The sequence below is a fragment of the Actinokineospora sp. PR83 genome, from assembly GCF_021056305.1.
Taxonomy (GTDB): Bacteria; Actinomycetota; Actinomycetes; order Mycobacteriales; family Pseudonocardiaceae; genus Actinokineospora; species Actinokineospora spheciospongiae.
This window is the reverse complement of sequence record NZ_JAJCXD010000060.1, coordinates 22668-47140: the sequence shown is the minus strand read 5'-3', so window position 1 is coordinate 47140 and position 24473 is coordinate 22668. Positions and strand designations below refer to the sequence as shown.

At 74.4% G+C, this 24473-nt stretch carries 20 protein-coding genes; 9 read left to right on the top strand and 11 right to left on the bottom strand.

The annotated features are described in order from the left end of the window. Positions 1-431 precede the first annotated feature (431 nt). Together L6E12_RS20795 and L6E12_RS20790 are read right to left on the bottom strand one after the other, a co-directional pair. On the bottom strand, positions 432-1199 hold the full coding sequence (locus L6E12_RS20795; RefSeq protein ID WP_236229592.1) for a maleylpyruvate isomerase family mycothiol-dependent enzyme: 768 nt from the start codon (positions 1197-1199) through the stop codon (positions 432-434). After that, entirely contained in the window at positions 1196-1618 is a 423-nt protein-coding gene (locus L6E12_RS20790) for an SAV_6107 family HEPN domain-containing protein (protein ID WP_035280338.1), read from the bottom strand. Before L6E12_RS20790 ends, L6E12_RS20795 begins: the two co-directional genes overlap by 4 nt. Before the next feature lie 221 nt (positions 1619-1839). On the opposite strand from L6E12_RS20790, the gene L6E12_RS20785 reads away from it, so the two are divergent. Beyond that, positions 1840-2361, top strand: coding sequence for a YbaK/EbsC family protein (locus L6E12_RS20785; protein ID WP_236229591.1), 522 nt, complete (start codon positions 1840-1842; stop codon positions 2359-2361). Next, positions 2358-2927, top strand: coding sequence for a GNAT family N-acetyltransferase (locus L6E12_RS20780; protein ID WP_236229590.1), 570 nt, complete (start codon positions 2358-2360; stop codon positions 2925-2927). Before L6E12_RS20785 ends, L6E12_RS20780 begins: the two co-directional genes overlap by 4 nt. 335 nt (positions 2928-3262) lie before the next feature. On the opposite strand, the gene L6E12_RS20775 is transcribed toward L6E12_RS20780, so the two are convergent. Beyond that, complete coding sequence (locus tag L6E12_RS20775; protein ID WP_236229589.1) at positions 3263-4936, bottom strand: DUF885 domain-containing protein; 1674 nt, start codon at positions 4934-4936, stop codon at positions 3263-3265. 100 nt (positions 4937-5036) lie between these two features. Between L6E12_RS20775 and L6E12_RS20770 the strand changes: the two genes are divergently transcribed. Beyond that, the gene (locus L6E12_RS20770; RefSeq protein WP_236229588.1) at positions 5037-5732 is read left to right on the top strand and encodes a DUF3153 domain-containing protein; all 696 of its coding nucleotides are present in this window, start codon (positions 5037-5039) and stop codon (positions 5730-5732) included. Positions 5733-5738: 6 nt separating this feature from the next. On the opposite strand, the gene L6E12_RS20765 is transcribed toward L6E12_RS20770, so the two are convergent. Next, the gene (locus L6E12_RS20765) at positions 5739-6623 is read right to left on the bottom strand and encodes a methylenetetrahydrofolate reductase (RefSeq protein WP_236229587.1); all 885 of its coding nucleotides are present in this window, start codon (positions 6621-6623) and stop codon (positions 5739-5741) included. Positions 6624-6799: 176 nt separating this feature from the next. On the opposite strand from L6E12_RS20765, the gene L6E12_RS20760 reads away from it, so the two are divergent. From L6E12_RS20760 to L6E12_RS20745, 3 genes are all read left to right on the top strand, one after another. Then, the gene (locus tag L6E12_RS20760; RefSeq protein WP_236229620.1) at positions 6800-7888 is read left to right on the top strand and encodes a polyprenyl synthetase family protein; all 1089 of its coding nucleotides are present in this window, start codon (positions 6800-6802) and stop codon (positions 7886-7888) included. 2 nt (positions 7889-7890) lie between these two features. Further along, on the top strand, positions 7891-9426 hold the full coding sequence (crtI, locus tag L6E12_RS20750; RefSeq protein WP_304523900.1) for a phytoene desaturase family protein: 1536 nt from the start codon (positions 7891-7893) through the stop codon (positions 9424-9426). Between the two features lie 63 nt (positions 9427-9489). Continuing rightward, positions 9490-10890, top strand: a complete 1401-nt coding sequence (locus L6E12_RS20745; protein ID WP_236229586.1) for a hypothetical protein — start codon at positions 9490-9492, stop codon at positions 10888-10890. A 15-nt stretch (positions 10891-10905) separates the two neighbouring features. On the opposite strand, the gene L6E12_RS20740 is transcribed toward L6E12_RS20745, so the two are convergent. After that, complete coding sequence (locus L6E12_RS20740) at positions 10906-11274, bottom strand: Rv2175c family DNA-binding protein (RefSeq protein ID WP_236229585.1); 369 nt, start codon at positions 11272-11274, stop codon at positions 10906-10908. Between the two features lie 98 nt (positions 11275-11372). Between L6E12_RS20740 and L6E12_RS20735 the strand changes: the two genes are divergently transcribed. Next, positions 11373-13745: a PASTA domain-containing protein gene (locus L6E12_RS20735; protein ID WP_308075101.1), complete on the top strand. Its 2373-nt coding sequence runs from the start codon at positions 11373-11375 to the stop codon at positions 13743-13745. A 69-nt stretch (positions 13746-13814) separates the two neighbouring features. Here L6E12_RS20735 and L6E12_RS20730 read toward each other — a convergent pair whose 3' ends face one another. After that, positions 13815-15203 carry a class II 3-deoxy-7-phosphoheptulonate synthase gene (locus L6E12_RS20730; protein ID WP_236229584.1) on the bottom strand — a complete coding sequence of 463 codons (1389 nt, stop codon included), beginning with the start codon at positions 15201-15203 and terminating at the stop codon, positions 13815-13817. 141 nt (positions 15204-15344) lie between these two features. Between L6E12_RS20730 and L6E12_RS20725 the strand changes: the two genes are divergently transcribed. Further along, positions 15345-16358 (top strand): DUF2891 domain-containing protein, encoded by a 1014-nt coding sequence (locus L6E12_RS20725; RefSeq protein ID WP_236229583.1) that lies wholly within the window; start codon positions 15345-15347, stop codon positions 16356-16358. On the opposite strand, the gene L6E12_RS20720 is transcribed toward L6E12_RS20725, so the two are convergent. From L6E12_RS20720 to L6E12_RS20700, 5 genes are all read right to left on the bottom strand, one after another. Continuing rightward, positions 16359-18959, bottom strand: coding sequence for an NACHT domain-containing NTPase (locus L6E12_RS20720; protein WP_236229582.1), 2601 nt, complete (start codon positions 18957-18959; stop codon positions 16359-16361). Between the two features lie 34 nt (positions 18960-18993). Next, the gene (locus tag L6E12_RS20715) at positions 18994-19815 is read right to left on the bottom strand and encodes an aminoglycoside phosphotransferase family protein (RefSeq protein WP_236229581.1); all 822 of its coding nucleotides are present in this window, start codon (positions 19813-19815) and stop codon (positions 18994-18996) included. A gap of 70 nt (positions 19816-19885) precedes the next feature. Further along, complete coding sequence (locus L6E12_RS20710; protein WP_236229580.1) at positions 19886-21250, bottom strand: amidase family protein; 1365 nt, start codon at positions 21248-21250, stop codon at positions 19886-19888. A 30-nt stretch (positions 21251-21280) separates the two neighbouring features. After that, positions 21281-21775, bottom strand: a complete 495-nt coding sequence (locus L6E12_RS20705) for a TspO/MBR family protein (RefSeq protein ID WP_236229579.1) — start codon at positions 21773-21775, stop codon at positions 21281-21283. A 93-nt stretch (positions 21776-21868) separates the two neighbouring features. Further along, positions 21869-22894 carry a 6-phosphofructokinase gene (locus L6E12_RS20700; protein ID WP_236229578.1) on the bottom strand — a complete coding sequence of 342 codons (1026 nt, stop codon included), beginning with the start codon at positions 22892-22894 and terminating at the stop codon, positions 21869-21871. Positions 22895-23269: 375 nt separating this feature from the next. Here L6E12_RS20700 and L6E12_RS20695 point away from each other — a divergent pair, with 375 nt between their 5' ends. Next, a complete protein-coding gene (locus L6E12_RS20695) occupies positions 23270-24397 on the top strand; it encodes a hypothetical protein (protein WP_236229577.1) in 1128 nt (375 codons plus the stop codon). The last annotated feature ends 76 nt before the right edge of the window (positions 24398-24473 follow it).

Genomic DNA, 24473 nt, shown 5'->3' with positions numbered 1-24473 from the left:
CGCGGGGCTGGCTGCTCGGCTTGAAGCGCCGGGATTGTGGTGGTGGTGCCTGGGTTGGTCCGCTTCGCCGGGGCTATGCCGTGTGCTGTCGGCTCAAGTGCCGGTCGTTTGGTGGGGGTGCCCGGGTGGGTGGATCCGCTTGGGCGGGGCCCCTACGCCGATCATGCGCCCAGTGTGACCGAGTGGGGCTGAAAAGATGCCCCACAGCCCAAGCAGGCTTGCACATGATCGGCACCCCCACCCAAGCAAATCCACCCACCCGGGCATTTCCGTAGCCAGGCCGGCGGTTTTGGGAGTGGTCGGCAGCTACGCCGGTGGGGTTCGGGTGGCTGGCCGCCAGGCTTGCGGTTGCGGGGGTGGTTGGCCGCTGCGCTGGTGGGTTCGGCGTGGCGGGTGGCCGGGTCGGCGGTTTTGGTGTGGTTGGCCGGGTCCTAGCGGGTCGCCAGGCGTAGGAGGGCCCAGAGTTGGGCCACCGCGTCCATGTCGCCCTGGCGGTGCAGACCTTGGTCGAAGACCGCTGAGCGGCCCCAGAGCCACAGGTAGAGCGCGGTGGGTTCGGCGGTGACCACGGCGTCGGCGGACTCGGCGGCCTCGGGTGGCGCCGGGGACGCGGCGGTTCGGTCCACGCCCATCTCGGCGAGCCAGGAGCGGCCCGCGGCCTGCACCACCACGGTGGCCGCCCGGGTGCCGACGACCCCCAGTTCGGCCAGGCGGCGGGTGAACCAGACGGTGAGCACCTCATCGATGCCGTCGAGGGCCACCGACTCCGGGATGGGGTCGTGGCCGCCGCCGTTGGCCGCGCTCTGCACGTCGACCCGGTGCACGGTGGACTCGTGGGCCATCCGTCGCCTCCAGAACAGGTAGGTGTGCTGGTCCGGGTGCCAGGTGGGGCAGGGTTCGCCGGGGGCGTGGGCGGCGAGTTCGCCGAGCAGGGCCCGCAGGCCGTCGCGCAGCCAGTCCTCGACCGCCTCGCCCTGGGCTGGTTCGCGGTCCCAGTTCACCGGGCGTTCCCCGGTGCGGATCCAGGTCAGGACCATCCGCTGGACGCTGCCCAGGTGGCGGGCGGTCTCGCCGACGGTCAGGCCGGGGCAGGCGGGCACCGGGCGGTCGTGGTCGGCCGCGGCGGCGGATGCCGCCAGCAGCAGGGTTTCGGTCTCCAGCACGTCGAGCAGTCGGTCCTCGTCGACCGGTCCCGTCATCGCCCGGTGCCGTGCACGGCGCGGTGGACGAGGGCGACGAACTGCCGGGTCTGGCGGAACAGGTCGTCCGCGGCGCGCGGGCCGACCCGGTTGGTGATGCCCGCCTGCACCTCGGCCCGGGTGGCCGAGCAGGAGGCGAAGAACGCCGCCCACTCGCGGAACTCCGGGGCCACCGACGAGGTCAGCGTCCACACGCTGGTCGGCTTGGCCCGGCCGCGGTGCGGTCGGCCGCGCACGGCCAGCAGCGCCGCGGCGGCGCGCAGGGCGCACAGGTAGGCGTCGGCGAAGCGGTGCGCCGGGTCGGTCTCGGCGGCCACCGCGAGCAGGCCCTGCTCGGCCTGCTTGAGCAGGGCGATCGCCGAGGGCGGGACGGGGGCGGGTGGGGTGGGCGTGACGGGGAAGTCCAGCGTGCTGGTCATCGTGGCCTCCTCGCGGTCGTGCCGACGGGGCGTGGCGCTGCGCCGAGGGGAGCCGGCGGTGTCCGGTGGTGAGGCGCTTCCCCCGCCCCACCACCGAACCGCCTCGAACACGTGTTCGAGTAAGACCAGGATAGCCCCTGGGTGCCGGTGCTTCAAGCCGATCACGGTGTGACCCGCCCACCGGTTGCCCGGCAGGTCACCCGGGGTGGTGAGATGGAGCGGTGAGCACACTCGAACACCCCGCGGTGGCGCGGGTGGCGGCCGCACTGCGCGCGGCCGGGATGGACGCCGCCGCCGACGGGATCCGCGTCCTGGACGACGAGGTCCGCACCGCCGCGCTCGCGGCGGCCGCGCTGGGTGTGCCGGTGGGGGCCATCGCCAACAGCCTGGTCTTCGCCGCCGCGCACGGCGGTGAGAAGCGTCCGCTGCTGGCGCTGACCTCCGGGGCGCACCGGGCCGACACCGCACTGCTGGCCGCGTTGGTGGGCGCGGACTCCGTCGGCCGGGCCGACCCGGCGTTCGTGCGCGAGCACACCGGGCAGGCCATCGGCGGCGTCGCCCCGGTCGGGCACCCCGCGGCGCTGACCACCGTCGTCGACACCCACCTGCGGCGGTACCCGGTCGTCTGGGCGGCGGCGGGGCACGCCAAGTCGGTCTTCCCGACCACGTACGACGATCTGGTGACGCTCACCGGGGGTGTGGCTGCGGATGTGTCCGGCCAGGAGGATGATCCCTCTTCGTGACCGCCGCTCCGTCCCCCCGTGTCGCCCGGTTCGTGGAGCTGTCCGCCGACGAGCTGCGCGGACGGCTGCGCGAGGCACTCGCGCTCTACGTCGCCGCCATGGACTACCCGAAGGGCACCGCCGAGCAGCGGGCGCCGATGTGGCTGGCGCACATGCTGCGCGCGGGCTGGCGCTGCGTGGCCGCCTTCGACGACGACGGCGCCATGGCGGGCATCGCCTACGGCTACCTCGGCGCACCCGGCCAGTGGTGGCACGAGCAGGTCCGCCGCGGGGTCACCGAGCGGCGCGGGGCGGAGGTCGCCGACTCCTGGTTGGACGACTACTTCGAGCTGACCGAGCTGCACGTGCGGCCGGACAGCCAGGGGCAGGGCATCGGGGGGGAACTGGTGCGGCTGCTGATGGCGGGGGCGGGGAGCGCGCACGTGCTGCTGTCGACGCCGGAGGGGCCGTCGCGGGCGTGGCGGCTGTACCGGCGGCTCGCGTTCGCGGACGTGCTGCGCAACTACCAGTTCGCAGGCGATCCGCGGCCGTTCGGGGTGCTGGGCAGGTCGCTCCCGATCGAGTGAACTTGGGCTGGTGATGGTGCTCGGGTGATCTGCTCGGCCGTGTCCAGGTTTCAAAGCCCGGGATTTTTCAGGGCGTGCCCGGGTGGGTGGATCTGCTCGGGCGGGGCCCCTACAGCGATCATGCGCCCAGTGTGACCGAGTGGGGCGAAAAGATGCCCCACAGCCCAAGCAGGCTCGCACATGATCGCTACCCCCACCCAAGCACATCCACCCACCCGGGCATTGGCGTAGCCGGGCCGCCGGTTGGCAGGGTGGTCGGCAGCTGCGCCGCTGACGGCTCGGAGTGGCTGCCCGTGGAGGAGCGGCCCGCCCCGGATCGGGGCAGGCCGCTGGGGTCACAGGGCGGCGAGGCGCTCGGTGAGGGTGTCCAGGCCCATCGCGCCCATTTCCAGGACTTGCCGGTGGAAGCGCTTGAGGTCGAAGTCGGCGCCCTGGCGGGCCTTCGCCTCGTCGCGGGCGCGCAGCCAGAGGCGTTCGCCGAGCTTGTAGGTGGGGGCCTGGCCCGGCCAGCCCAGGTAGCGGTCGATCTCGTCGTGGACGTGGGCGGGGTCGGTGATGGTGCGGGTGAGCATGAACTCCAGACCCAGGTCCGGGGTCCAGCGCTCGCCCTCGTGGAAGCCGGTGCCGCGGGGGATCTCCAGCTTCAGGTGCATGCCGATGTCGACGACCACCCTGGCGGCGCGGAACAGGTGGGCGTCGAGCATGCCCAGCAGGTCGCCGTCGTCGTCGAGGTAGCCGAATTCGCGCATGAGGCGTTCGGCGTAGAGGGCCCAGCCCTCGCCGTAGCCGGGGACCCAGGCCAGCAGGCGCTGGAACTTGTTCAGGCTCGCGGCCTGGTTGACCGCGGTGGCGATCTGCAGGTGGTGGCCGGGGGCGCCCTCGTGGTAGACGGTCGTGACCTCGCGCCAGGTGGAGAACTCGGTCCGGTCCGCGGGCACCGACCACCACATCCGGCCCGGCCGCGACCAGTCCTCGGTGGGGGGGTTGTAGTAGGCGCCGACCGGGCCGCCGGGTGGGCTGATCCGGCACTCCAACCGCATCAGCCGGTCCGGGATGTCGAAGTGCACGCCGCGCAGGTCCGACAGCGCCTGGTCCGACAGGCGCTGCATCCACTCGCGCAGCGCGTCCTGGCCGACGACCCGGTAGCGCGGGTCGGCGTCGAGGTGGGCCGCGGCCTCGGCGACCGTGGCCCCGGGCTTGATCCGGTCCGCCACCTGCTTCATCTCGGTCTCGATCCGGGTGAACTCCGCCCAGCCCCACTCGTAGGCCTCGGCGAGGTCGACCCTGGCGCCGGTGTAGAGCCGCGAGAACAGCCGGTAGCGCTCCTCCCCCACCGCGTCCTCGGTGGGTGCGGCGGGGGCCAGTTCGCCGGTGAGGAAGTCGGCCAGGTCCGCGTACGCCTGCTCGGCGGCGGCCACCCCGGCGGCCAGGTCGGGGCCCGCGTGCTCACCCGCCCCCTCGGCGAGGGTGCTGAAGTACGACGGTGCGCCGGAGCGGCCCGCCCAGCCCCGGCACTGCTCGGCGACCTTGGTGACCTGGCGCAGCGCGGCGACGTCGCCGCGGGTGGCGGCGGCGCGCAGCGCGAGCTGGTAGCCCGCGAGGCACTCGGGGACGGCGGCGAGCCGGGTGGCGATGGTGGCCCAGTCCTCGGCGGAGTCGGTGGGCATCAGGTCGAAGACCTCGCGCACGTCCTGGGCCGGGCTGGAGATGATGTTGAGTTCCCAGTCGACCAGGCGGGCCCCGTGCAGTTCGGCGGTGAGGCCGACGCGCTCGGTGAACACCGCCTTCGCGTTGGCCGCGGCCGGGTCGTCGGCGTCGGCGGCCTCCATCTCGGCGAGCGCGGCGGTGGCCAGCGCGCCCCGCGCGGCGACCCCGTCCGGGGAGTAGTCGGGCAGCCGGTGGTCGTGGCCCGGCTGGCCCAGGTAGGTCGCGAGGATCGGGTCCAGCGCGGCCAGCGAGGCGACGTAGGAGTCACTGATCCGGTGCACGTCGTGTGAAGGGGACACCATGCGGCGAACGCTATCCGACCCGCCACCCGGTGACGAAGGGGTGGACGCCGGGGTGGATGCCGGGGCGCGCGGGGGTGGACGGGTACGGCAGGATGGCCCGGTGCCGCACGCCACTTCCCCGTCCCGTGCCCGCCTGCGCAGGTGGGCGGCGCTGATCCCGCTGACCGTGGTGGCGGTGCTGGCGCTGTCGGGGTGCCTGCGGGTGCAGGCGGAGTTCGCGGTGTCGGAGGACGACACGGTCTCCGGTCAGCTCGTGGTGGCCTCGGTGGCGGGCAGGCAGGACGACACGGGCCCGCAGCTGACCGTCGCCCCGGAACTCAAGGGCAAGGTGCGGACGCAGGTCTACACGCAGGACGGCTACGTCGGGCAGACGGTGCTGTTCCAGGACCTGACCTTCGCCGAGGTGTCCCTGCTGGGCGACACGATCACCGTGGGCAAGCAGTACCGGCTGACGTTCCGCCGGGCCGGGGACCTGGTGACGCTGGCCGGGTCGGTCGACCTGACCGAGGTCCCCACCGACCGGGCGGACATCCAGCTCAAGATCGCCTTCCCGGGCACGGTGGGCCGCACGAACGGCGTCAACGACAACGGCACCGTCAGCTGGAAGCCCAAGCCGGGGGCGGTGTCGGAGTTCAGCGCCACGGCGCAGTACAGCGACTCGTCCGGGGTGTCGTGGACGCAGTGGGTGGTGATGGTGGGCGCGGGCGGCGTGGCGGTGTCGATGATCGTGCTGGGGCTGGCGCTGTTCAGCCACCGCCGCACGCAGCGGCAGCTCGGCGACCCCGCCCAGACCTGAGCCGGGTCAGGCGCGGGCGGGCACCAGGCCCAGCCTGCCGACCACCTCGCGGGTGGCCCTGGACTGGTTGAAGGTGTAGAAGTGCAGGTCGTTCACACCCTCGGCGAGCAGGCGCTCGCAGGTCTCGGTGATCAGGTCGATGCCCTCGGCGCGGAAGGCCTTGGCGTCCTCGGCGAGCGGCTCCAGCCGGGCCGCGAAGTGCGGGGGCAGCGGGGCACCGGACAGCTCGACGGTCTTGTAGAGCATCTTCGGCGTGGTCAGCGGCATGATGCCGGGCACGACGAGCTTGTCGGTGCCGCGGGCGGCGACCCGGTCGCGCAGCCGCAGGAAGTCCTCCGGCTGGAAGAACAGCTGGGCGATGGCGAAGTCCGCGCCCGCGGCGAACTTGCGCATCAGGTTGTCGGTGTCCTCGTCCAGGTCGGCGCAGCCGGGGTGGCCGTAGGGGAAGGCGGCCACGCCGACGCAGAAGTCGCCCAGCTCGCGGACGAGGGCGACCAGCTCGTCGGCGTAGTTGAGGCCGCCGGGGGTGGGCACCCAGGGGCCGTTCGGGTCGCCGGGCGGGTCGCCGCGCAGGGCGAGGACGTTGCGGATGCCGTGGGCGGCGTACCAGCCGATGACGTTGCGCAGCTCGGCGACGGTGTGGTCGACGGCGGTCAGGTGCGCCATCGGGACCAGCGTGGTCTCGGTGGCCACCCGGCCGGTGGTGCGGATGGTGCGGTCGCGGCTGGAGCCGCCCGCGCCGTAGGTGACGGAGACGAAGGCGGGGTCCAGGCCCTCCAGTTCGCGGACCGCCTTCCACAGCCGCCGCTCGTCGGCCTCGTCCCTCGGGGGCATGAACTCCACCGAGAAGACCGGCCGGTCGGTGCGCAGCCGCTCCGTCACTGTCGTCATGCGCCAAGGGTAGCGACAGCGCGATCTCCCGGACAGACCTCCTCCGGGCCGCGCGGGCACGACGCGGACGTCACATCGGGACCCCCGGTCCGGCGGGACGCGGCCGGGCACCGCACGATAGGGGCGTGCAGGCGGCAGGCAGGACCCCGGTGATCCACGAGCCCATCGACCGGCCCATCGACGAGCCCATCGACGCGGCGGTGGCCGCGTACGTGGAGCGCGCGCTGGCCGACTACCTGGCGGTGCGGCACGCGGGCATGGCCGACCAGGCCCCGTCCTTCGGGTCGGCGGTGGCCTCGCTGGCCGACTTCGTGCTCGGCGGCGGCAAGCGGCTGCGGCCGACCTTCGCCTGGTGGGGGTGGCGCGGGGCGGGCGGCGCGGGCACCGGCGTGGAGGCCGAGGCGGTGCTGCGGGCGGTGAGCGCGCTGGAGCTGATCCAGGCGTGCGCGCTGGTCCACGACGACCTGATGGACGCCTCGGCGGTGCGCCGCGGCAAGCCGACGGTGCACGTGGAGTTCGCCGCCCGGCACCGCGAGCGCGGTTGGGCCGGGGCGCCGGAGCGGTTCGGCGCGGCCGCGGCGATCCTGCTCGGCGACCTGGCGCTGGCCTGGGCGGACGACATGTTCACCGGGGCCGGGCTGCCCGCGCACCGGCAGGTGGCGGCGCTGCCGCCGTGGCAGGCGATGCGCGCGGAGATGCTGGCCGGGCAGTACCTCGACGTGCTGACCCAGGCGACCGGCGACGAGTCCGGGGAGGCCGCGCTGAGCGTGGCGCGGATGAAGACCGCCGCCTACACCGTGGAGCGCCCGCTGCACCTCGGCGCCGCGCTGGCGGGCGCCCCGGAGCACGTGGTGGCCGGGCTGCGCGCCTTCGGCACCGACATCGGCGTGGCCTTCCAGTTGCGCGACGACCTGCTGGGCATGTTCGGCGACACCGAGGTCACCGGCAAGCCCGCCGGGGACGACCTGCGCGAGGGCAAGCGGACGCTGCTGATGTCCGCGGGCCTGCGCCGGGCGGTGGCCGCGGGCCGTGACGCCGACGCCGAGGCCATGCGGGCCGCGCTGGGCGACGACGCGCTCGACGCCGACGGGGTGGAGCGCGTCCGCGGGCTGCTGCTGGACGTGGGTGCGGTCACCGAGGTGGAGGCCAGGATGGCGGAGCTGACCGAGACCGCGCTGACCGCGTTGGAGGCGGTGGAGCTGGCCGACCCGGCGGGCCGGGTGCTGCGGGAGTTGGCCGTGACGGCGACCAGGAGGACCAGCTAGCCATGCGCGGGCGGCGAACGATCCCGGGGCGGACCGATCACGTGGTGGTGGTCGGGGCGGGCCTGTCCGGCCTGTCGGCCGCGCTGCACCTGGCCTCGGCCGGGCGCTCGGTCACGGTGCTGGAGGCGGCGGACGGCCCGGGCGGGCGAGCCCGCCGCGACCGGATGGGCGGGTACACCGTCGACACCGGGGCCACCGTGCTGACCATGCCGGAGCTGGTGGACGAGGCGCTGGCCGCGGTGGGCACCTCGCTGGCCGCCGAGGTGGACCTGGTGGAGCTGGACCCGGCCTACCGGGCGCACTTCGCCGACGGCAGCACCATCGCGGTGCACACCGACGGCGCCGCGATGGAGGAGGAGGTCCGCCGGGTCGCCGGGCCCGCCGAGGCCGACGGCTACCGGCGGCTGCGTGCGTGGCTGACCCGGATGCACGAGGTGCAGCGCGACCGGTTCATCGGCGCCAACTTCGACTCCCCGTTCGACCTGATCGGCCCGGACCTGGCGCGGTTGGCCGCGCTGGGCGGCTTCGGGCGGCTGGGCCCCGCGGTGGGGCGCTTCCTGTCGGACGAGCGGCTGCGCAGGCTGTTCACCTTCCAGTCCCTCTACGCCGGGGTGCCGCCCAGCCGGGCGCTGGCGGCGTACGCGGTGATCGCCTACATGGACACCGTCGCGGGCGTGTACTTCCCGCGCGGCGGGGTCGGCGCGGTGGCCGAGGCGATGGCCGCCGCCGCGGGCCGGGCCGGGGTGGCGTTCCGCTACGGCACCGGCGCGGCCTGGCTGGAGCGGGTCGGCGGCCGGGTGGGCGCGGTCCGCACGACCGCGGGTGAGCGCGTGCCGTGCGACGCGGTGGTGGTCACCACCGACCTGCCGGTGGCCTACCGGCTGCTCGGGGTGGCGCCGCGCAGGCCGCTGCCGCTGCGGCACTCGCCGTCGGCGGTGGTGCTGCACACCGGTGTGACCCGGTCCTGGGAGATGCTCGACCACCACACGATCCTCTTCGGCGGCGCCTGGGAGCGGACGTTCGAGGAGATCACCCGGCGCGGGGAGCTGATGGGCGACCCGTCGCTGCTGGTGACCCGGCCGACCGCGACCGACCCGGCGATGGCGCCCGAGGGCAGGCAGCAGGTGTCGGTGCTGGCGCCGTGCCCGAACCTGCGGGTGGGCCCGGTCGACTGGGACCGGATCGGCCCGATCTACCGCGACGAGCTGGTGGCGACGCTCCAGGCGCGCGGCCTGACCGGTTTCGACGACGCGGTGGAGGTGCAGCGGCTGGTCACGCCCGCGGACTGGGCGGCGGCCGGGCTGGCCGAGGGCACGCCGTTCTCGCTGGCGCACACGTTCACCCAGACCGGTCCGTTCCGGCCGCGCAACCTGGTGCCGGGGGTGGAGAACGTGGTGCTGGCGGGCAGCGGCACCACCCCGGGGGTGGGCATCCCCCCGGTGTTGATCTCCGGACGACTGGCCGCGCAGCGGGTGGTGGGTAGGCTCCCGGTCGTCGGGCGCGCGGGCGGTCGAGGCGAATCCGTGAGCGGATTGTGAGGCCCGCCGCGTCCTTCGGTGGATAATCCCCGCAGGGGACGGGCAGCAGCAGGGGGTGACCGGTTGTCGAGGCGTGCAGTCGCGGTCTGGGCGGTCTCGGCGGCGGTCGTCGCCTCGGCGTGCTCCCCCGGGGTGAGCGGGACGCCGGTGGCCGCGGCCATCGAGCCGCCGACGGCCACCGAGTCGGTGCGCCAGTCGCTGACCGACCTCGGTGAGGCGGCGGTGCTGCGCTACCAGGGCACCATGCAGGCCGCAGGCAACCACAAGGCCACCTTCGACATCACCGCCGCGGGCAGCGGCGAGATGACCGGCACGCTCGGCCTCGACGGGCGGTCGGCGACCGTGCTGGTGGTCGACCGGTCCACCTTCCTCAAGGCCGCGGCCGACTTCTGGGCCACGCTGCCCGGGATCGCCGACGGGCCGAGCAAGGGCGCGGCGGTGGCCGACCGGTGGGTGAAGGTCCCGGCCGGGCTGATCGGCGTGGAACTGGCCGACGTGTTCACCCCGCAGACGCTGGGGCAGAACCTCGCCGAGGGCGTGGAGGCCGCGGGCGACCGGCCGCTGACCGACGGCGCCCGGACCAAGGTCGGCGACGTCGAGGTGGTGCGGTCGAAGACCGGCCGGGGCGCGGTGAGCACGACCGCGAAGGCGCCGTACGGGGTGGTCAAGGTCGAGCTGGACAAGGCGGGTGACTCCGACTCGACCAGCGTGCGCGACCTGGTCGCCACGGTGACCGACGGGTCGGCGGGGGTGGCGAAGTTCTACCAGGACTTCGCCGCGGCGGCCCAGCAGGTCACCGCGCCGGTGGACGTGCTGACCACGGTCCAGGAGAGCTCGCACAGCTTCGAGGGGTGCGGGGCGCAGAGCTGCTCGATCGTCGTGCAGTTCACCAACAACAGCAAGCTCGCGGTGAAGGTGTCGGTGCGCGGCACCTGGCAGGGCGACGGCGCGGCGCTGGGCGTGTGCGACGCGGTGACCGGCCCGGTGGCCCCCGGCCAGGGCGGCGGGGCGACCTGCACGCTGGCCACCCCGGAGTGGGTGGGCTTCTTCCAGCGGGCGAACTCGGTGCCGGGCAACCACCCGTACAGCGTGCAGTGGTCCACCCTGGTGCTGGCCGACCCGCCGGACCTGAGCAAGGTGGGCGCGCGCGCCGCGGCCAAGCCCGCCGACCCGGGGGCGCGCAAGACCGAGGGCAGCAACTTCGTCTACTCGATCGGCTACACCGAGGGCGGCCGGGAGGTCGTCTGGAAGTACGGGTCGGTCGCCACGAAGTTCTGGGCCGAGCACGCCGAGCAGCAGCTCGCGGTGTGCCTGGGCACCACGGGCAAGGTGTGCCTGTCGAAGCTGGTCACCGCGACCGACGACGCCGCGGCGGCGCAGGGCCTGGTGAAGCAGCTCGTCGACGGCTACCGGGGCACCGCCGAGGCGTGCCCGGCGGGCCAGTGGGTCGGCTGCACGAGCTGACGGCGCGGGCCGGGGTCAGAAGGCGAGGGCCTGGGCCCGGCGCTTGACCTCCCGGCCGCGGTTGTCCCGCAGCGCCTGGATCGGGCTGCCGGGCAGCGACTCGTCCTCGGTGAACAGCCAGCGGAGCATCTCGTCGGTGTCGAAGCCGGAGTCGTGCAGCACGGTGATGGTGCTGGTCAGGTGCTTGACCACGCCGGTCTCGTCGAGGAAGGCGGCGGGCACCATCAGCACGCCCTTGCGGCGCACCGCGATCAGGTGCCGGTCGCGCAGGGCCTGGTGGACGCGGGTGATCGGCAGGTCGAGGGCTTCGGCGACGTCGGGCAGGGGGAGCAGCTCCACCTCGACGCCGAGCGCGTCGGGGGAGGCCGCGGGAATCGAACTCACGGGCGCAACGATGCCACACGGCCGCGGCGGCCCGCCGTTGGTCACAGATTCGCGGGCCTGGGCACGCGCCGCCGCGCCCGTCCGTACGATCGGTTCCCGTGGAGGACAAGGGGCCGGGAGTGATCGGTTCGCTGCTGGAGCAGCGCTACCGCGTGGACGCGCTGCTCGCGCGCGGGGGCATGTCCGCGGTCTACCGCGGCCTGGACACCCGGCTGGACCGCCCGGTGGCGATCAAGGTGATGGACCCGCGCTTCGCCGCCGACCCGGCGTTCGTCGAGCGGTTCGAGCGCGAGGCCCGGTCCGCCGCCAAGATCCACCACCCGAACGTGGTGGCCGTGCACGACCAGGGCCTCGACGGCGACAACGTCTACCTGGTGATGGAGCTGGTCACCGGCGCCACCCTGCGCGACCTGCTGGCCGAGCGCGGCGCGCTGCCCGCGCCGCTGGCCGTGGCGATCATGGAGCCGGTGCTGTCCGCGCTGGGCGCGGCGCACCGGGCGGGCCTGATCCACCGGGACGTGAAGCCGGAGAACGTGCTGATCGGCACCGGCGGGGTGGTCAAGGTCGCCGACTTCGGCCTGGTCCGGGCGATCTCCAGCGTGGGCACCACCAAGAGCAGCGTCATCCTCGGCACGGTGTCCTACCTGTCCCCCGAGCAGGTCACGACCGGGGCGGCGACCGCGCGCGGCGACGTGTACTCGGCGGGCATCGTGCTCTACGAGACCCTGACCGGCAGCGCCCCGTACCGGGGGGACAACGCGCTGTCGGTGGCCTACCGGCACGTCAACGACGACGTCCCGCCGCCGAGCGCGACCGTGCCGGGCATCCCGCCGATGCTCGACGACCTGGTGGTGCGCTGCACCCGGCGCGAGGCGGGGGCGCGACCGGCGGACGGTGCGGCGTTCCTGATGGAGTTGCAGCACGTGCGCACGGCGCTGAACCTGCCCAGGATGCGGGTGCCGGTCCCGACGCCGATGCCGGACGAGACGATGGCGGTGCCGGACGTGGGCACCACCTCCGGGGTGCTGCCGGTGCCGCCGCGCGGGGCGCCCCCCGAGGTGCACGACGGGCAGGACGTGCTGGAGACGGCCGTGGTGGCGCACGCACCCGGGAGCACAGCGGCGCCCGTGCCCGGGAGCACAGCGGCGCACGCGCCGGGAAGCCCAGCGGCGCACGCGCCCGGGAGCCCGGTGGCGCCCGTGCCCGGCGGCATGGCGGCACAGGCGCCCGGCGGCGCGGTGAACACGCCAGGGCACGGGGTGGCGAGCGCGCCAGGGGGCACCCCGGTCCAGGACCTGGACCCGGAGGCGACGGTGCGGGTGCGGCCGGTGGAGTCACCGGTGGCGGGCGCGCAGGCGATGACCCCGGGGCAGTCGGCGACCGTGGTGCGGCACGTGCCGAACGGGTTCAGCGCGGCGGGCCCGCAGGGGACCAGGGCGATGCTGCGCTCGGACCTGGAGAAGGTCGTCGAGCACGCCCGGCAGTACCCGCCTGCGGAGTACCCGCCGAGCGGTCCGCAGCCGTTGCCGTACGCCCCCGGCCACCCGCCGACCGGGCCGCAGGCGGTTCCCCGGGCGCCCGTGCGCAAGCGGCCGAGGTGGCTGGTCCCGTCGATCGTCGGTGTGGTCGTGCTGGCGCTGGTGGCGACCGGGATCTGGTGGTTCTCCGACGGCCGCTACTCGGAGGTGCCGTCGCTGGTGGGGCAGCAGACCGCGGCGGCGGAGCAGGCGGTGCGCGACGCCGACCTGACCCCGAAGACCGTCACCGTCCGGGACAACCGGGTGGCCGCGGGCCAGGTGATCAGCACCGACCCGGGGGCGGGGGCGCAGGTGCTGCGCGGCGACCAGGTGGAGCTGACGGTGTCGGCGGGCCGCCCGGTGGTGCCGGACGTGCCCGCCGGGTCGACCCCGGAGGCGGCCGAGGCCGCGCTGCGCGACGCCGAGCTGCAACCGCAGCGCGACGACGGCAAGAACGTCTACGACGACAAGACCCCCAAGGGCACCCTGGTGCGCTTGGAGCCCCCGTCGGGCACCGAGGTGGACCTGGGCCAGCGGGTGGTGCTGGTGCTGAGCAGGGGCCCGCAGCCCAAGCAGGTCCCGGACGTGCGCGGCAAGACCCGCGACGAGGCATTCCAGGCGCTGACCTCGGCGGGCTTCCAACCCTTCGACGGCCCCGCCGAGTTCAACGGTGATGTGGAGAGCGGCCGGGTGATCCGCACCGACCCCGGCCCCGGCACGCAGGTCGAGGCCGACGGCAACAAGCGGGTGTCGGTGGTGGTGTCGAACGCGGTCACCGTCCCGGACCTCAACCAGAAGACGGTCGACGAGGCCACCGCGATCCTGCGGCCGCTGGGGTTGTCCCTGGCGCTGCGCTTCCCGGCGGGCGGTGGTGGGCGGATCTTCACCCAGGAGCCGAACGCGGGCACGAAGGTCCAGGCGGGCACGACCATCACCGTCTTCGCCTTCGGCTGACGCCCCCCGACAACGCGACAGCGGCGCCCTCCCGGATCCGGGAGGGCGCCGCTGTCGTCGTGCGGGGTCCTACGAGCGGAGCATCTCCGCGACCAGGAAGGCCAGTTCCAGCGACTGCTGGGTGTTGAGCCGCGGGTCGCAGGCGGTCTCGTAGCGGCCGGAGAGGTCGGCGTCGGAGATCTCCTGGGCGCCGCCGAGGCACTCGGTGACGTCCTCGCCGGTCAGCTCGACGTGGATGCCGCCGGGGTGGGTGCCCAGGCGGCGGTGGACCTCGAAGAAGCCCTGGACCTCGTCGACGATGCGGTCGAAGTGGCGGGTCTTGTAGCCGGTGGAGGACTCGTGGGTGTTGCCGTGCATCGGGTCGCACTGCCAGATGACCTTGTGCCCGGAGGCCTCGACCTTCTCCACGATGGCCGGGAGGACGTCGCGGACCTTGCCGTTGCCCATCCGGGAGATCAGCGTCAGGCGGCCGTGCTCGTTGCGCGGGTCGAGCCGCTCGACGTACTCGACGGCCATCTCGGGGGTGGTCGTCGGGCCGATCTTGAGGCCGATCGGGTTGGACAGCAGCTCGGCGAAGGCGATGTGCGCGCCGTCGAGCTGGCGGGTCCGCTCGCCGATCCAGAGGAAGTGCGAGGACAGGTTGTACAGCCGCGGTTCGGGGCCGTTGGTGTCCAGGCGCAGCAGGGCGCGCTCGTAGTCGAGCAGCAGCGCCTCGTGGCTGGCGAAGAACTCCACCGTGTGCAGGGAGCTGTCCTCGACGCCGCAGGCCTGCATGAACCGCAGGCCGCGGTCGATCTCGGTGGCCAGGGCCTCGTAGCGCTCACCGGCGGGCGAGTTCTTGACGAAGTCGCGGTTCCAGTCGTGCACCTTGGTCAGGTCGGCCATGCCCGCCCCGGTGAGGGCGCGGAGCAGGTTCATCGCCGCGCCCGCGTTCGCGTAGGCGCGCAGCATCCGGCCCGGGTCCGGCACGCGGGCCTCGGGGGTGGCGATGAGCGAGTTGACGATGTCGCCGCGGTAGACCGGGAGGCCGAGCGCGTCGGTCTTGGCCGAGCGCGGCTTGGCGTACTGGCCCGCGATCCGGCCGACCTTGACCACCGGCATGCTGGCGCCGTAGGTCAGCACGACGGCCATCTGCAGCAGGGTGCGGATGTTGCCGCGGATGTGCGGCTCGGTGTTGTCGACGAAGGTCTCGGCGCAGTCGCCGCCCTGCAGCAGGAATGCCTCGCCCCTGGCGACCTCGGCCAACCGGCCCTGGAGCTTGTCGATCTCGGCGGGGACGGTGATCGGGGGAACGCTTTCGAGCAGGGTGCGCACCTTGCGCACGTGTTCGGCGTCGGGCCACTCCGGCTGCTGGGCCGCCGGGCGGGAGAGGGCGTCGTCGAGTCGGGTACGCAGCTCAGGAGGCAACGGGGGCAGCTCGGGCAGCGTTTCCACCGGCACATCCACGGTCCAGTTCACCCTCCAAGACTAAGAGGTGCGCGTAACCAGTTCGAAACCGGGACACCTGTTCCACACTGTGAGCTGCTGCACACTGCGAGCCGAGCAATCGACCGGTGGTACCGACAAATACATGCACATTGCATAGGGCAGGATGCGCCGATGACCGAACTGGACGCCCCGACCGCCGACCGGCTGCTGGCCACAGCGGTGGCCAACCTGCGACGCGACTACCCGGTGCACTGGATCCACCTGGTGCACTCCCCGGACGACCTGGTGCCGCAGCGCACCCGCCACCCCGTCTTCGCGGGGTCGTTCGACTGGCACTCCTGCGTGCACCAGACCTGGCTGACCGTCCGCCTGCTGCGCCTGTTCCCCGACTTACCCGGCGCGTCCGCCGCCCGCGCCACCCTGGACGAGCTGATCACCGCCGACGGCGTGCGCACCGAGGCCGAGTTCTTCGCCTCCCCCGAGGGCGCCTCCTGGGAGCGGCCCTACGGCTGGGCCTGGCTGCTGGTGCTCGACTCCGAGCTGCGCACCTGGTCCGACGGCGCGCACTGGGCGCGGCTGCTGCGACCGCTGGTGTCGGTGGTGCGCGACCGGTGGGCGCGGTGGCTGGCGACGGCCCGGCGCCCGGTGCGGGTGGGCACGCACACCAACACCGCGTTCGCCATCGGCCTGACCCTCGACGCCGCCCGCGCGGTCGGCGACACCGCGCTCGCCTCGGCCTGCACCACGGCCGCGCACCGCTTCCACCTGCTCGACAGCGACTACGGCGGCTTCGAGCCCGACGCCGCCGACTTCCTGTCCCCGTCCCTGGTCGAGGCCGATCTGATGCGCCGGGTGCTGCCCGGCCCGGAGTTCGCCACCTGGCTGGACGACTTCTTCCCCGACCTCACCCAGGCCCGCTGGGACGTGCTGCGCAACCCGGTGGAGGTGGACGAACCGGCCGACCCGCACGGCTCGCACCTGGCGGGCCTGGCGCTGTCGCGGGCCTGGTGCTGGGGCGGCATCGCCTCGGCGCTGCCGCCGGGGCACCGCTACACCGAGCTGGCGCGGGCGGCGGAGAAGGCGCACCGGGACGCGGGGTGGCAGTACGTCTTCGGCCACGGCTACGCCGCCGAGCACTGGCTGGGCACCTTCGCCGCCTACCTCGACGTCGGCGCGCTCACCTGATCAGCCGGGCAGCAGCCCCCGCAGCGGGCTGCCCGGCGCCCGGCGTCGCCGCAGGACCGCGAGCACGGCGGCGACCACCGGGACCAGGGCGCAGGCCCCGAGGGCGAACCACGGACCCGCGGCGGCGGCCCCCAGCACCAGCGCGCCCGTGAAGGCGGCCAGGTAGGCGACCGCGCCGCGCTCCCACGCCCACACCGCCGCCAACTCCACGAGCGAAGCGGCCACCACCGCCCCGAGCAGCGCGTACCCGGCCGGGGTGGCGGAGCCGCCGAGCAGCGCCACCCCGCCCGCGGCCTGCCCGAGGGTCAGCACCGCCATGACCGCCAGCAGCACCCGGTGCGCGGCGCTGCCGCGGAACCCGCGCCGCCCGCGGGGTTCGGCCACAGCGGGCCAGTCCGACTCGGTGACGGGCCGGGGCGCCGCGCGCAGCCTGCGCACCAGGTCGAGCCGCACGGCCCGGTCCAGCCCGAGGTAGACCCGCGTCGGCACCGGCCCCAGCCCGCTCTCGCCGCGCTCCACGGCGGCGTCGAAAGCCGCGGCGCCCGGTGTGCGCGCCACGGCCGCGCGCACCTCCTCGCCGAACGGGAAGACCAGCAGGGCGACACCGATCCGGTCGTCGACCCGACCGTCGGGCACGTGGTCGGCTTCCGCGCACAGCTCCACCACCCGCGCGGCGACGGCGGACCCGCCGAACGGCTCCCAGACCCAGCCGTACCGCCGCTCGGGTGCCGCCGACCCGGCGAGTGCCGCCGCCACCTCGGGGTCGGCCAGCAGACCGGCCAGCCGCCACGCGGCCAGGAACCGGCCCGGCCCCTCGGAGTCCAGCAGCGGCACCAGGGCGACCGCCGCGGCCGGGGCGCCGGTGGCGGCGAGGGCGTCGACGACCGGACCCGGGTCGGGGCGGTCGAGCCGGGCGGCGAGGGCGGGCACGGCCACCTCGCCCATGGTCGCCAGCGCCGCCGCGGCCGGTCCGGCGTCGAGGTGGTTGGCCAGCACCGCCGCGGCCCGCGGCAGGCCGGTGGCGGCGAGGGCGCGGTGCGCGGCGGGCACCCCGGCCTGCACGGCGGAGATGAGGAACGCCAGCACCACCTGCCCGCGCGGTCGGGGGTCGGCGGCGACCAGCCCGAACGCGCGCGCGGTCCCGGGGTCGTCGTCGAGCGCGGCGCGGGAGCGGGCGGTGATCCGGTCGGCCACGGCGGTGTCGAGGACCTTGACCTCGGCCAGGCACTCGAAGGCCAGCAGCGGGTCCACCTCGGACACCGCCGCCACCACCGGCCCGGTCTGGGCGGGGGCGAGGCCGCACCACAGCCGCACCACCTCCCGCCAGGTGTCCGGGTCGGCGCGGTGGTGGGCCAGCAGGCCGTCGGGGTCGGTGCGGGCGGACACCGCCACCAGGTACTCCTGCACGCCGACGTGCGGGAAGGCGAACCCGCCCGGCACCCGCAGCAGCAGCCCGTCGCGGTCGGCGAGCTCGTCGAGCACCGCCGCGGGCAGCCCGAGCGCGGTCACCGCGCCGAGCGCCGCGGCGTGGTCGACGGTGCGCCGTTCGGACCGGCCCCCCGCGCGCGTGATCTCCAGCGCGAGTCCGGTGAGGACGGTGCGCTTCGCCGTCGCGGCGGACGGGTCGCCCCCGTCGTCGAGCAAGGCGGTGATGGTGCGCTCGTGGCACTCCACGCGCGAGCGCGGCGGGGCGGTCTCCACGTCGCCCTTCGCCGCGTGCAGGTGGGCGATCATGCCCAGCAGCAACGGGTTCCTGGCCAGCCGCAGGGCTCCGGGCTGCTCGCGCAGCGCGGCCAGCAGCCGTTCGGCCGCGGCCGGGTCGTTCTCGGCGAGGTGGTGCCGGACGCGGCGGTCGTCCAGTTCGCCGATGTGGAGGGTCGTGTCGAACTCGGGGGCCAGGGCGCCGTCGTGGACCGCGGTGCGGCAGGTGACCACGACCCGGCAGCGCGGGTGGCGCACGGCGAACGACCGCAGCGCCAGGGAAACGCGCCCGCGCTCGGTCGAGGCGACCTCGTCGAGGCCGTCGAACAGGGCGGTCAGGCCGCCGGTGGCCAGGGCGCGGCGGACGAACCCGCCCGCCTCCGGGAACCCGTCCTCGCCGAACCGGTCGACCAGGTGCTCCTCCAGCGGGCGCGCGTCCCCGGCGACCCGGTGCAGCTCCACCAGGACCGGCACCGGCTCGCGCCGCCACCGCGGGTCGAGCGCCCAGGTCAGCAGGCACTGGCGCAGCAGCGCGGACTTGCCCGTGCCGGGTCCGCCCAGGACGACCACCCGGTCGAGGTCGCCGAGCCGCACGGGTCGCCCCGGCTCGGCCGGGTCCATGGGCTCGCGGTGCAGCGGGACGCGGATCGCGGCGGTGTCGGGGCCGGGGCCCGCCGGGCCGGGCAGGCGGGCGTGGCGCTCGGCGACCCGGTCGCGGTAGGACCGCAGCGACCGGGTCCGCACCGGGCGGGTGCCCGCCAGCGCCGCGCCGACCCGGCGGCCGAGCGCGCCGAACAGGGTGGGGAGCCACCGCCTGCCGCCCTCCCACAGCACGAGGAGGGCGACGGCGGCCAGCAGGTGCGTCCAGGCGCCGAGGCGGCCCAGGGTCTCGGGGTTCATCGTGCCCCAGTCAAGCGCGCCTGCGCCCGCGCCGCTATGCCCCTGTGGCGTACTCCAGCAGACCGCCGACCGGCAGCCCGCGGCGGAGCTGCCCGACCGCGACGACCGGGGCCAGCGCCCGCGCCCAGGCGTCGAGGCGGTCGGCGTCCAGGGTGGTCGCGGCGGCGAGGGCGGCCACCCTGGCCGGGTGGTCCGGGCCCGCCAGCACGAAGTCGACCGCGTCGAACTCGGGTTCGCCCAGGCATGCCTTGGGGTCGAGCACGACCGGGCCGCGCGGACCGGCGTCGAGCAGGTTGTCCGCGTGCAGGTCGCCGTGCAGCAGGACGGGCGCGCCCTGGGTGCCCACCAGCTCGGCGCAGCGGTCCCGCGCGGTGGCCAGGTGCGCGGTGGTGACCGGGCCGGTGGGGGTGAACCGGGGCAGGAACTCGCCGGTCCACCCGGCCAGGTCGCGGCGGGCGACCGCGGCCGGGTCGGCGACGGCGGCGTGCAGGTCGCGCAGCAGGGCGCCGAACGCGGCGGGCTCCGGCCAGGTGTTGCTGCCGCGGACGTGCTCCAGCAGCACCGCGCCCTCGTCCGGGTCGGCGGCCAGCACCGCGGGCACCCGGCCGCTGGGGGCGAACGCCCGCAGCACCTCGACCTGCTCGGCGGCGAACACCAGGTCCGGCGACACCTTCAGCACCGCGGGTTCACCGGCCCGGGTGACGCGCAGGGTCACCGCGGACGCGCCGTCGGGGAAGACGTCGCCGAGGGTGAGGTCCCAGGCCGCGGCGAGCCGGGCCAGCCGCTCGGGCAGCGCGGCCGTCCAGGACAGGACCCCCTCGCCGAAGCGCTTGCGCATCCGTTCCGCGACGTCCACCGGACCTCCCCGTCCACCCACCCGCGCTGACCGGGGCAGTCCACCACACCGCCCCGATCAGCGCGCGCCATTACAGAGCGGGTGGGCGGGCACCCGCCCACGGGTGGGCGCGCTCGTACTGGGCGGCGAGCGCGAGCAGCCGGGCCTCGCTGTCGGCCGGGCCGACGAGCTGCACGGCGGTCGGCATCCCGGCCGGGGTGAAGCCCACCGGCACGGTCGCCACCGGCAGCCCGAGCACGTTCCAGGTCGGGAAGTACGGCATCCGGGTGATGATGCCCAGGTAGGTGGTGGTCAGGCCGCGGCCGTGCAGGTGCCCCACCGGCAGCGGGGTGCGGGTCCAGGTCGGCTGGAGGATGACGTCGTACTCGGCGAGGAACGGGGCGAGCCGGGCGTGCAGGCCAGCCTCGGCGTCGCGGGCCCAGCGCAGCACCCGGTCGGGCACCAGGCGGCCGAGGGCGGCGACGCGGCGGGTGCGCGGCTCCAGCCACTCCGGGTGCGGCAGCGCGGCCACGTCCTCGGCGGCCCCGCGCAGGTAGCGGACCAGGAACTGCGGCGTCGGCCGGGCACCGAGGCCGGGGTCGGCCTCGGTGACGGTGTGGCCCAGGGCGCGCAGCCGGTCGGCGGCGGTGGAGACCGCGGCCTTCCAGTGCCGGTCCATCGGCGGCCTGCCGACCGGGCAGCGCCACGCCAACGCGATCCGCAGCGGCGCCGGGTCGGTGTCGACGGCCGAGCGGTAGGAGCCGCCCGTCATCGCTTCGAGCATCAGCGCGGAGTCGGCGACGGTCCGGCTGAGCGGGCCCGCGGTGCCCAGGCCGTGCCAGCCCTCCCGCTGCGGGGTCAGCGGGACGAGGCCGCGGGTGGTCTTGAGGCCGAACACGCCGGTGGCCGCGGCGGGCATCCGGATCGAGCCGCCGCCGTCGCTGCCGGTGGCCGCGCCGACGATGCCCGCGGCGACCGCCGCCGCCGACCCGCCGGAGGACCCGGCCGGGGTGCGGGAGGGGTCCCACGGGTTGCGGGTGGCGCCGTAGGTCAGCGTCTCGGTGAACGGCCACAGGCAGCGCTCCGGGGTGAGCGTGTGGCCGACGACGACCGCGCCCGCGGCGCGCAGCCCGGCGACGATGTCGCTGTCGACCTCCGCGGGCGGGAACTGCGGTCGCCCGCCCAGCGTGGTCACGTCCCCGGCCACGTCGGTGTCGTCCTTGACCGCCACCGGCACGCCGAGCAGCGGCGCCCGCTCCCCCGCGTCCAGCCTGCGCTGGGCCTCCCGCGCCTCGGCGCGCGCCGAGTCGGGGTAGAGCACCCGGAACGCGTTCAGCGCCGGTGCGAGCGCGGCGGCCCTGGCCAGCACCGCCTCCAGCAGGTCGGGGGCGGTGACCGAGCCCTCGCGCAACGCCCGCGCCTGGGCGTCGGCCCCGGCCCACAGCAATTCGTCCATGAGCCGAACGTAGTTCACTTCCGGTGAGGTCTAGTTCAGGACGGCGAGGGACGCGTTGAGAACCGAGGCGAACAGGATCCAGCCGAGGTAGGGGACCAGCAGCCACGCCGCGACCGGGCGCACGGCCCTGGCCCGCAGGATCGTCCAGACGACGGCGGCGTCGAGCGCCAGGATGATCGCGAACGCGGGCCAGAGCAGCTCCAGCCCGAAGAACGCGGGCGTCCAGAGCAGGTTGAGCACGAGCTGCACCGACCAGGCGAGCAGGGCGGGCTTGGCGCGGCGCAGCCAGAGCAGCCAGCCGGAGACGGCGATCATGCCGTACAGCACCGTCCACACCGGACCGAACAGTCGGTTGGGCGGGGTGAACGGCGGCTTCTCGGCGGTGGCGTACCAGCCGTCGACGCCGCCCAGGGTCGCCAGCGACCCCAGGCCCGCGACGGCGTAGCAGAGCACGAGGAACCCGAGGAGCACCAGCCAGTCGCGGCCGGTGGTGGTGCGCGGGGAACCGGAGGAGAGCGTGGTCATGCCCCCAGTGCACAGCACCGGGGGCCGACCCGCACCTCGAAACTCAGCGCGCTGAACAATTCGGTGGACCGCCACGCGGACAGCCCGCCGGGCTCAGCCGAAGAACACCTCCGCCTCGGCGTAGCGCTCCACCGGGACCGTCTTGAGCTCGGCGGTGGCCTCGGCCAGCTTGACCCGGACGATGTCGGTGCCGCGCAGCGCCACCATCACCCCGAAGTCGCGGTCGGCCACCGCGTCGACCGCGTGCAGGCCGAACCGGGTCGCCAGCACCCGGTCGTAGGCGGTGGGCACGCCGCCGCGCTGGGTGTGCCCGAGGACCACCGCGCGCGACTCCTCGCCGGTCCGCTCGGCGATCTCCTCGGCCAGCCAGGTGCCGATCCCGCCGAGCCGGACGTGCCCGAAGGCGTCCTTCTCCCCGGTCAGCAGCACCTCGTCGCCGCCCTCGGGCAGTGCGCCCTCGGCCACCACGATGATCGGGGCGTATTCGCGCTCGAACCGGCGCCGCACCCACTCGATCACCTTGTCCACGCTGAAGTGCCGCTCCGGGACCAGGATGACGTTCGCACCGCCCGCCAGCCCGGAGTGCAGCGCGATCCAGCCCGCGTGCCTGCCCATCACCTCCACCACCAGCGCCCGGTGGTGCGACTCGGCGGTGGTGCGCAGCCGGTCGATGGCCTCGGTGGCGATGTGCACGGCGGTGTCGAAGCCGAAGGTGTAGTCGGTGGCGCCGAGGTCGTTGTCGATGGTCTTGGGCACGCCGACCACGCCGATGCCGTCGTCGGTGAGCCGCTTGGCCACCCCCAGGGTGTCCTCGCCGCCGATGGCGATGAGCGCGTCCACCCCCTGCTCGGCGAGCACGGCGCGGATCCGGTCGACCCCGCCGTCGACCTGGTAGGGGTTGGTGCGCGAGGAGCCGAGGATGGTGCCACCCCTGGTCAGGATGTCCTCGACGTCGTCGAGGGTGACGGGGCGTGACCGGCCCTCCAGCGGGCCCTGCCACCCGTCGCGGAAGCCCACCACCTCCCAGCCCAGGGTCTCCACGCCCTTGCGGACCACGGCCCGGATCACCGCGTTGAGCCCGGGGCAGTCGCCACCGCCGGTGAGTACGCCGACTCGCATGGGCAACCCGTCCTTCCGCCGTCGGGGCAGTGATCGGCGTCACTACCTCTCGCCGGCCACCCTGCCAGGGACTGAATCGGTGTAGCAACCGCTGACCGGGCGCCCGGGCGGTCACTAGGCCGAACGTGTCCGTGCTCACAGCGTTATGGAACGGCCCGGACAAATACTTGCGGAAGTGCGTGGAATTATTTTTCCAAGCACGTTGGTACATGCCGGTACTCGCGGTACTCGTTCGTACCCCACAACAACCTCGCACGGCTGTTTTATCAGCCTGACCAGATCTTTGACGAGTTTCCACCACCCTCCTTGTGTGGCACGGGGATTACTCTGTAATTTCCGAAAAAGTAAGGGTTATTCCGGGGAAAGGAGACTCTGGTGCGCCAGAGAAAATTCGGGCGACGGAAGGGCGTGCTGGCGGTGCTGGCCGCCGTCGCGGTCGGCGCGTCACTCATCGTCGCCTCGGGCAGCGCAGGCGCGGGCCAGGCCGCCCCCGCCGCCGCGCCCAAGGCGTTCACCGCGCTGGGCTCCAACGGCCAGCCGCTGGCCAAGGAGGTCAGCTCGCCCACGAAGGTCCTGGGCGTGAAGACCGCGGCGGACGGCACGAAGACCACCACCGTCAAGATCGGTCCGATCAGCCTGGCACCGATGCCCGAGGACGGCGACGACCACGAGCACCCCGGCACCGCCGGTGACGTGGGCACCATGCACGGCCCGAACGACCCCGGGGGCCACCACGGGGCGATGACCCGCAGCATGGCGATCATGCTGCCGCCGTGCAACAACTGCTACATCCGGGGCATCAAGCCGGACATGAAGTTCCCGGACGGCAGCAACGCCAACTACGACTCCGACGTCATGCTGCACCACACGGTGTTCTTCGACCGCTCCCGGTCCGACGTCACCTGCCCCGGCGGCTGGCCGGGCATGGCCGGTCGGCGCATCTTCGCCTCCGGCAACGAGCGCACCGGCGGCACCCTGCCCGACGGCTACGGCGTGAAGCTCGGCTTCCTGCCGCTGACCTACATGATGATCGAGCTGATGAGCATGTCGCACCAGCAGAAGGAGGTCATCATCACGGTCGACCTGGAGACCGTCCCGGACAACACCCCGGGCATGAAGGAGGCCACCCCGGTCTGGCTGGACGCGGACAACTGCGGCCTGTCCGAGCACGCGGTCCCCGAGGGTCCGTCCACCACCACCTGGGACTGGACGTCGACGATCAAGGGCACCTTCGTCGGCGCGGGCGGCCACCAGCACGACGGTGGCGAGAGCATCACCCTGAGCAACGCCACCACCGGTCAGCAGATCTGCACCTCGACCGCGGGCTACGACAACGACCCCTCCTACCTCGGCCACATCGACACGATGAGCAAGTGCCTGGGGCAGGACCTGGGCCGCGTCGAGAAGGGCGAGACGCTGCACCTCGACAGCGTCTACCACACCCACATGGCCGACGAGCACGCCATGTCGATCATGGTCGCGTTCGTCGACGAGAAGGCCTGATCCCCCACGGGGACCCGGGCAGCGAGCACCGAACACCCCGCACCACCTGACCGTCCCTGACGGTCACCGTCCCACG

Coding starts and splice junctions, on each gene's coding strand:
- L6E12_RS20710 (WP_236229580.1), bottom strand. CDS start 21,250: ATGGACGAATTGCTGTGGGCCGGGGCCGACGCCCAGGCGCGGGCGTTG.
- L6E12_RS20720 (WP_236229582.1), bottom strand. CDS start 18,959: ATGAACCCCGAGACCCTGGGCCGCCTCGGCGCCTGGACGCACCTGCTG.
- L6E12_RS20795 (WP_236229592.1), bottom strand. CDS start 1,199: ATGACGGGACCGGTCGACGAGGACCGACTGCTCGACGTGCTGGAGACC.
- L6E12_RS20725 (WP_236229583.1), top strand. CDS start 15,345: ATGACCGAACTGGACGCCCCGACCGCCGACCGGCTGCTGGCCACAGCG.
- L6E12_RS20790 (WP_035280338.1), bottom strand. CDS start 1,618: ATGACCAGCACGCTGGACTTCCCCGTCACGCCCACCCCACCCGCCCCC.
- L6E12_RS20700 (WP_236229578.1), bottom strand. CDS start 22,894: ATGCGAGTCGGCGTACTCACCGGCGGTGGCGACTGCCCCGGGCTCAAC.
- L6E12_RS20705 (WP_236229579.1), bottom strand. CDS start 21,775: ATGACCACGCTCTCCTCCGGTTCCCCGCGCACCACCACCGGCCGCGAC.
- L6E12_RS20765 (WP_236229587.1), bottom strand. CDS start 6,623: ATGACGACAGTGACGGAGCGGCTGCGCACCGACCGGCCGGTCTTCTCG.
- crtI (WP_304523900.1), top strand. CDS start 7,891: ATGCGCGGGCGGCGAACGATCCCGGGGCGGACCGATCACGTGGTGGTG.
- L6E12_RS20775 (WP_236229589.1), bottom strand. CDS start 4,936: ATGGTGTCCCCTTCACACGACGTGCACCGGATCAGTGACTCCTACGTC.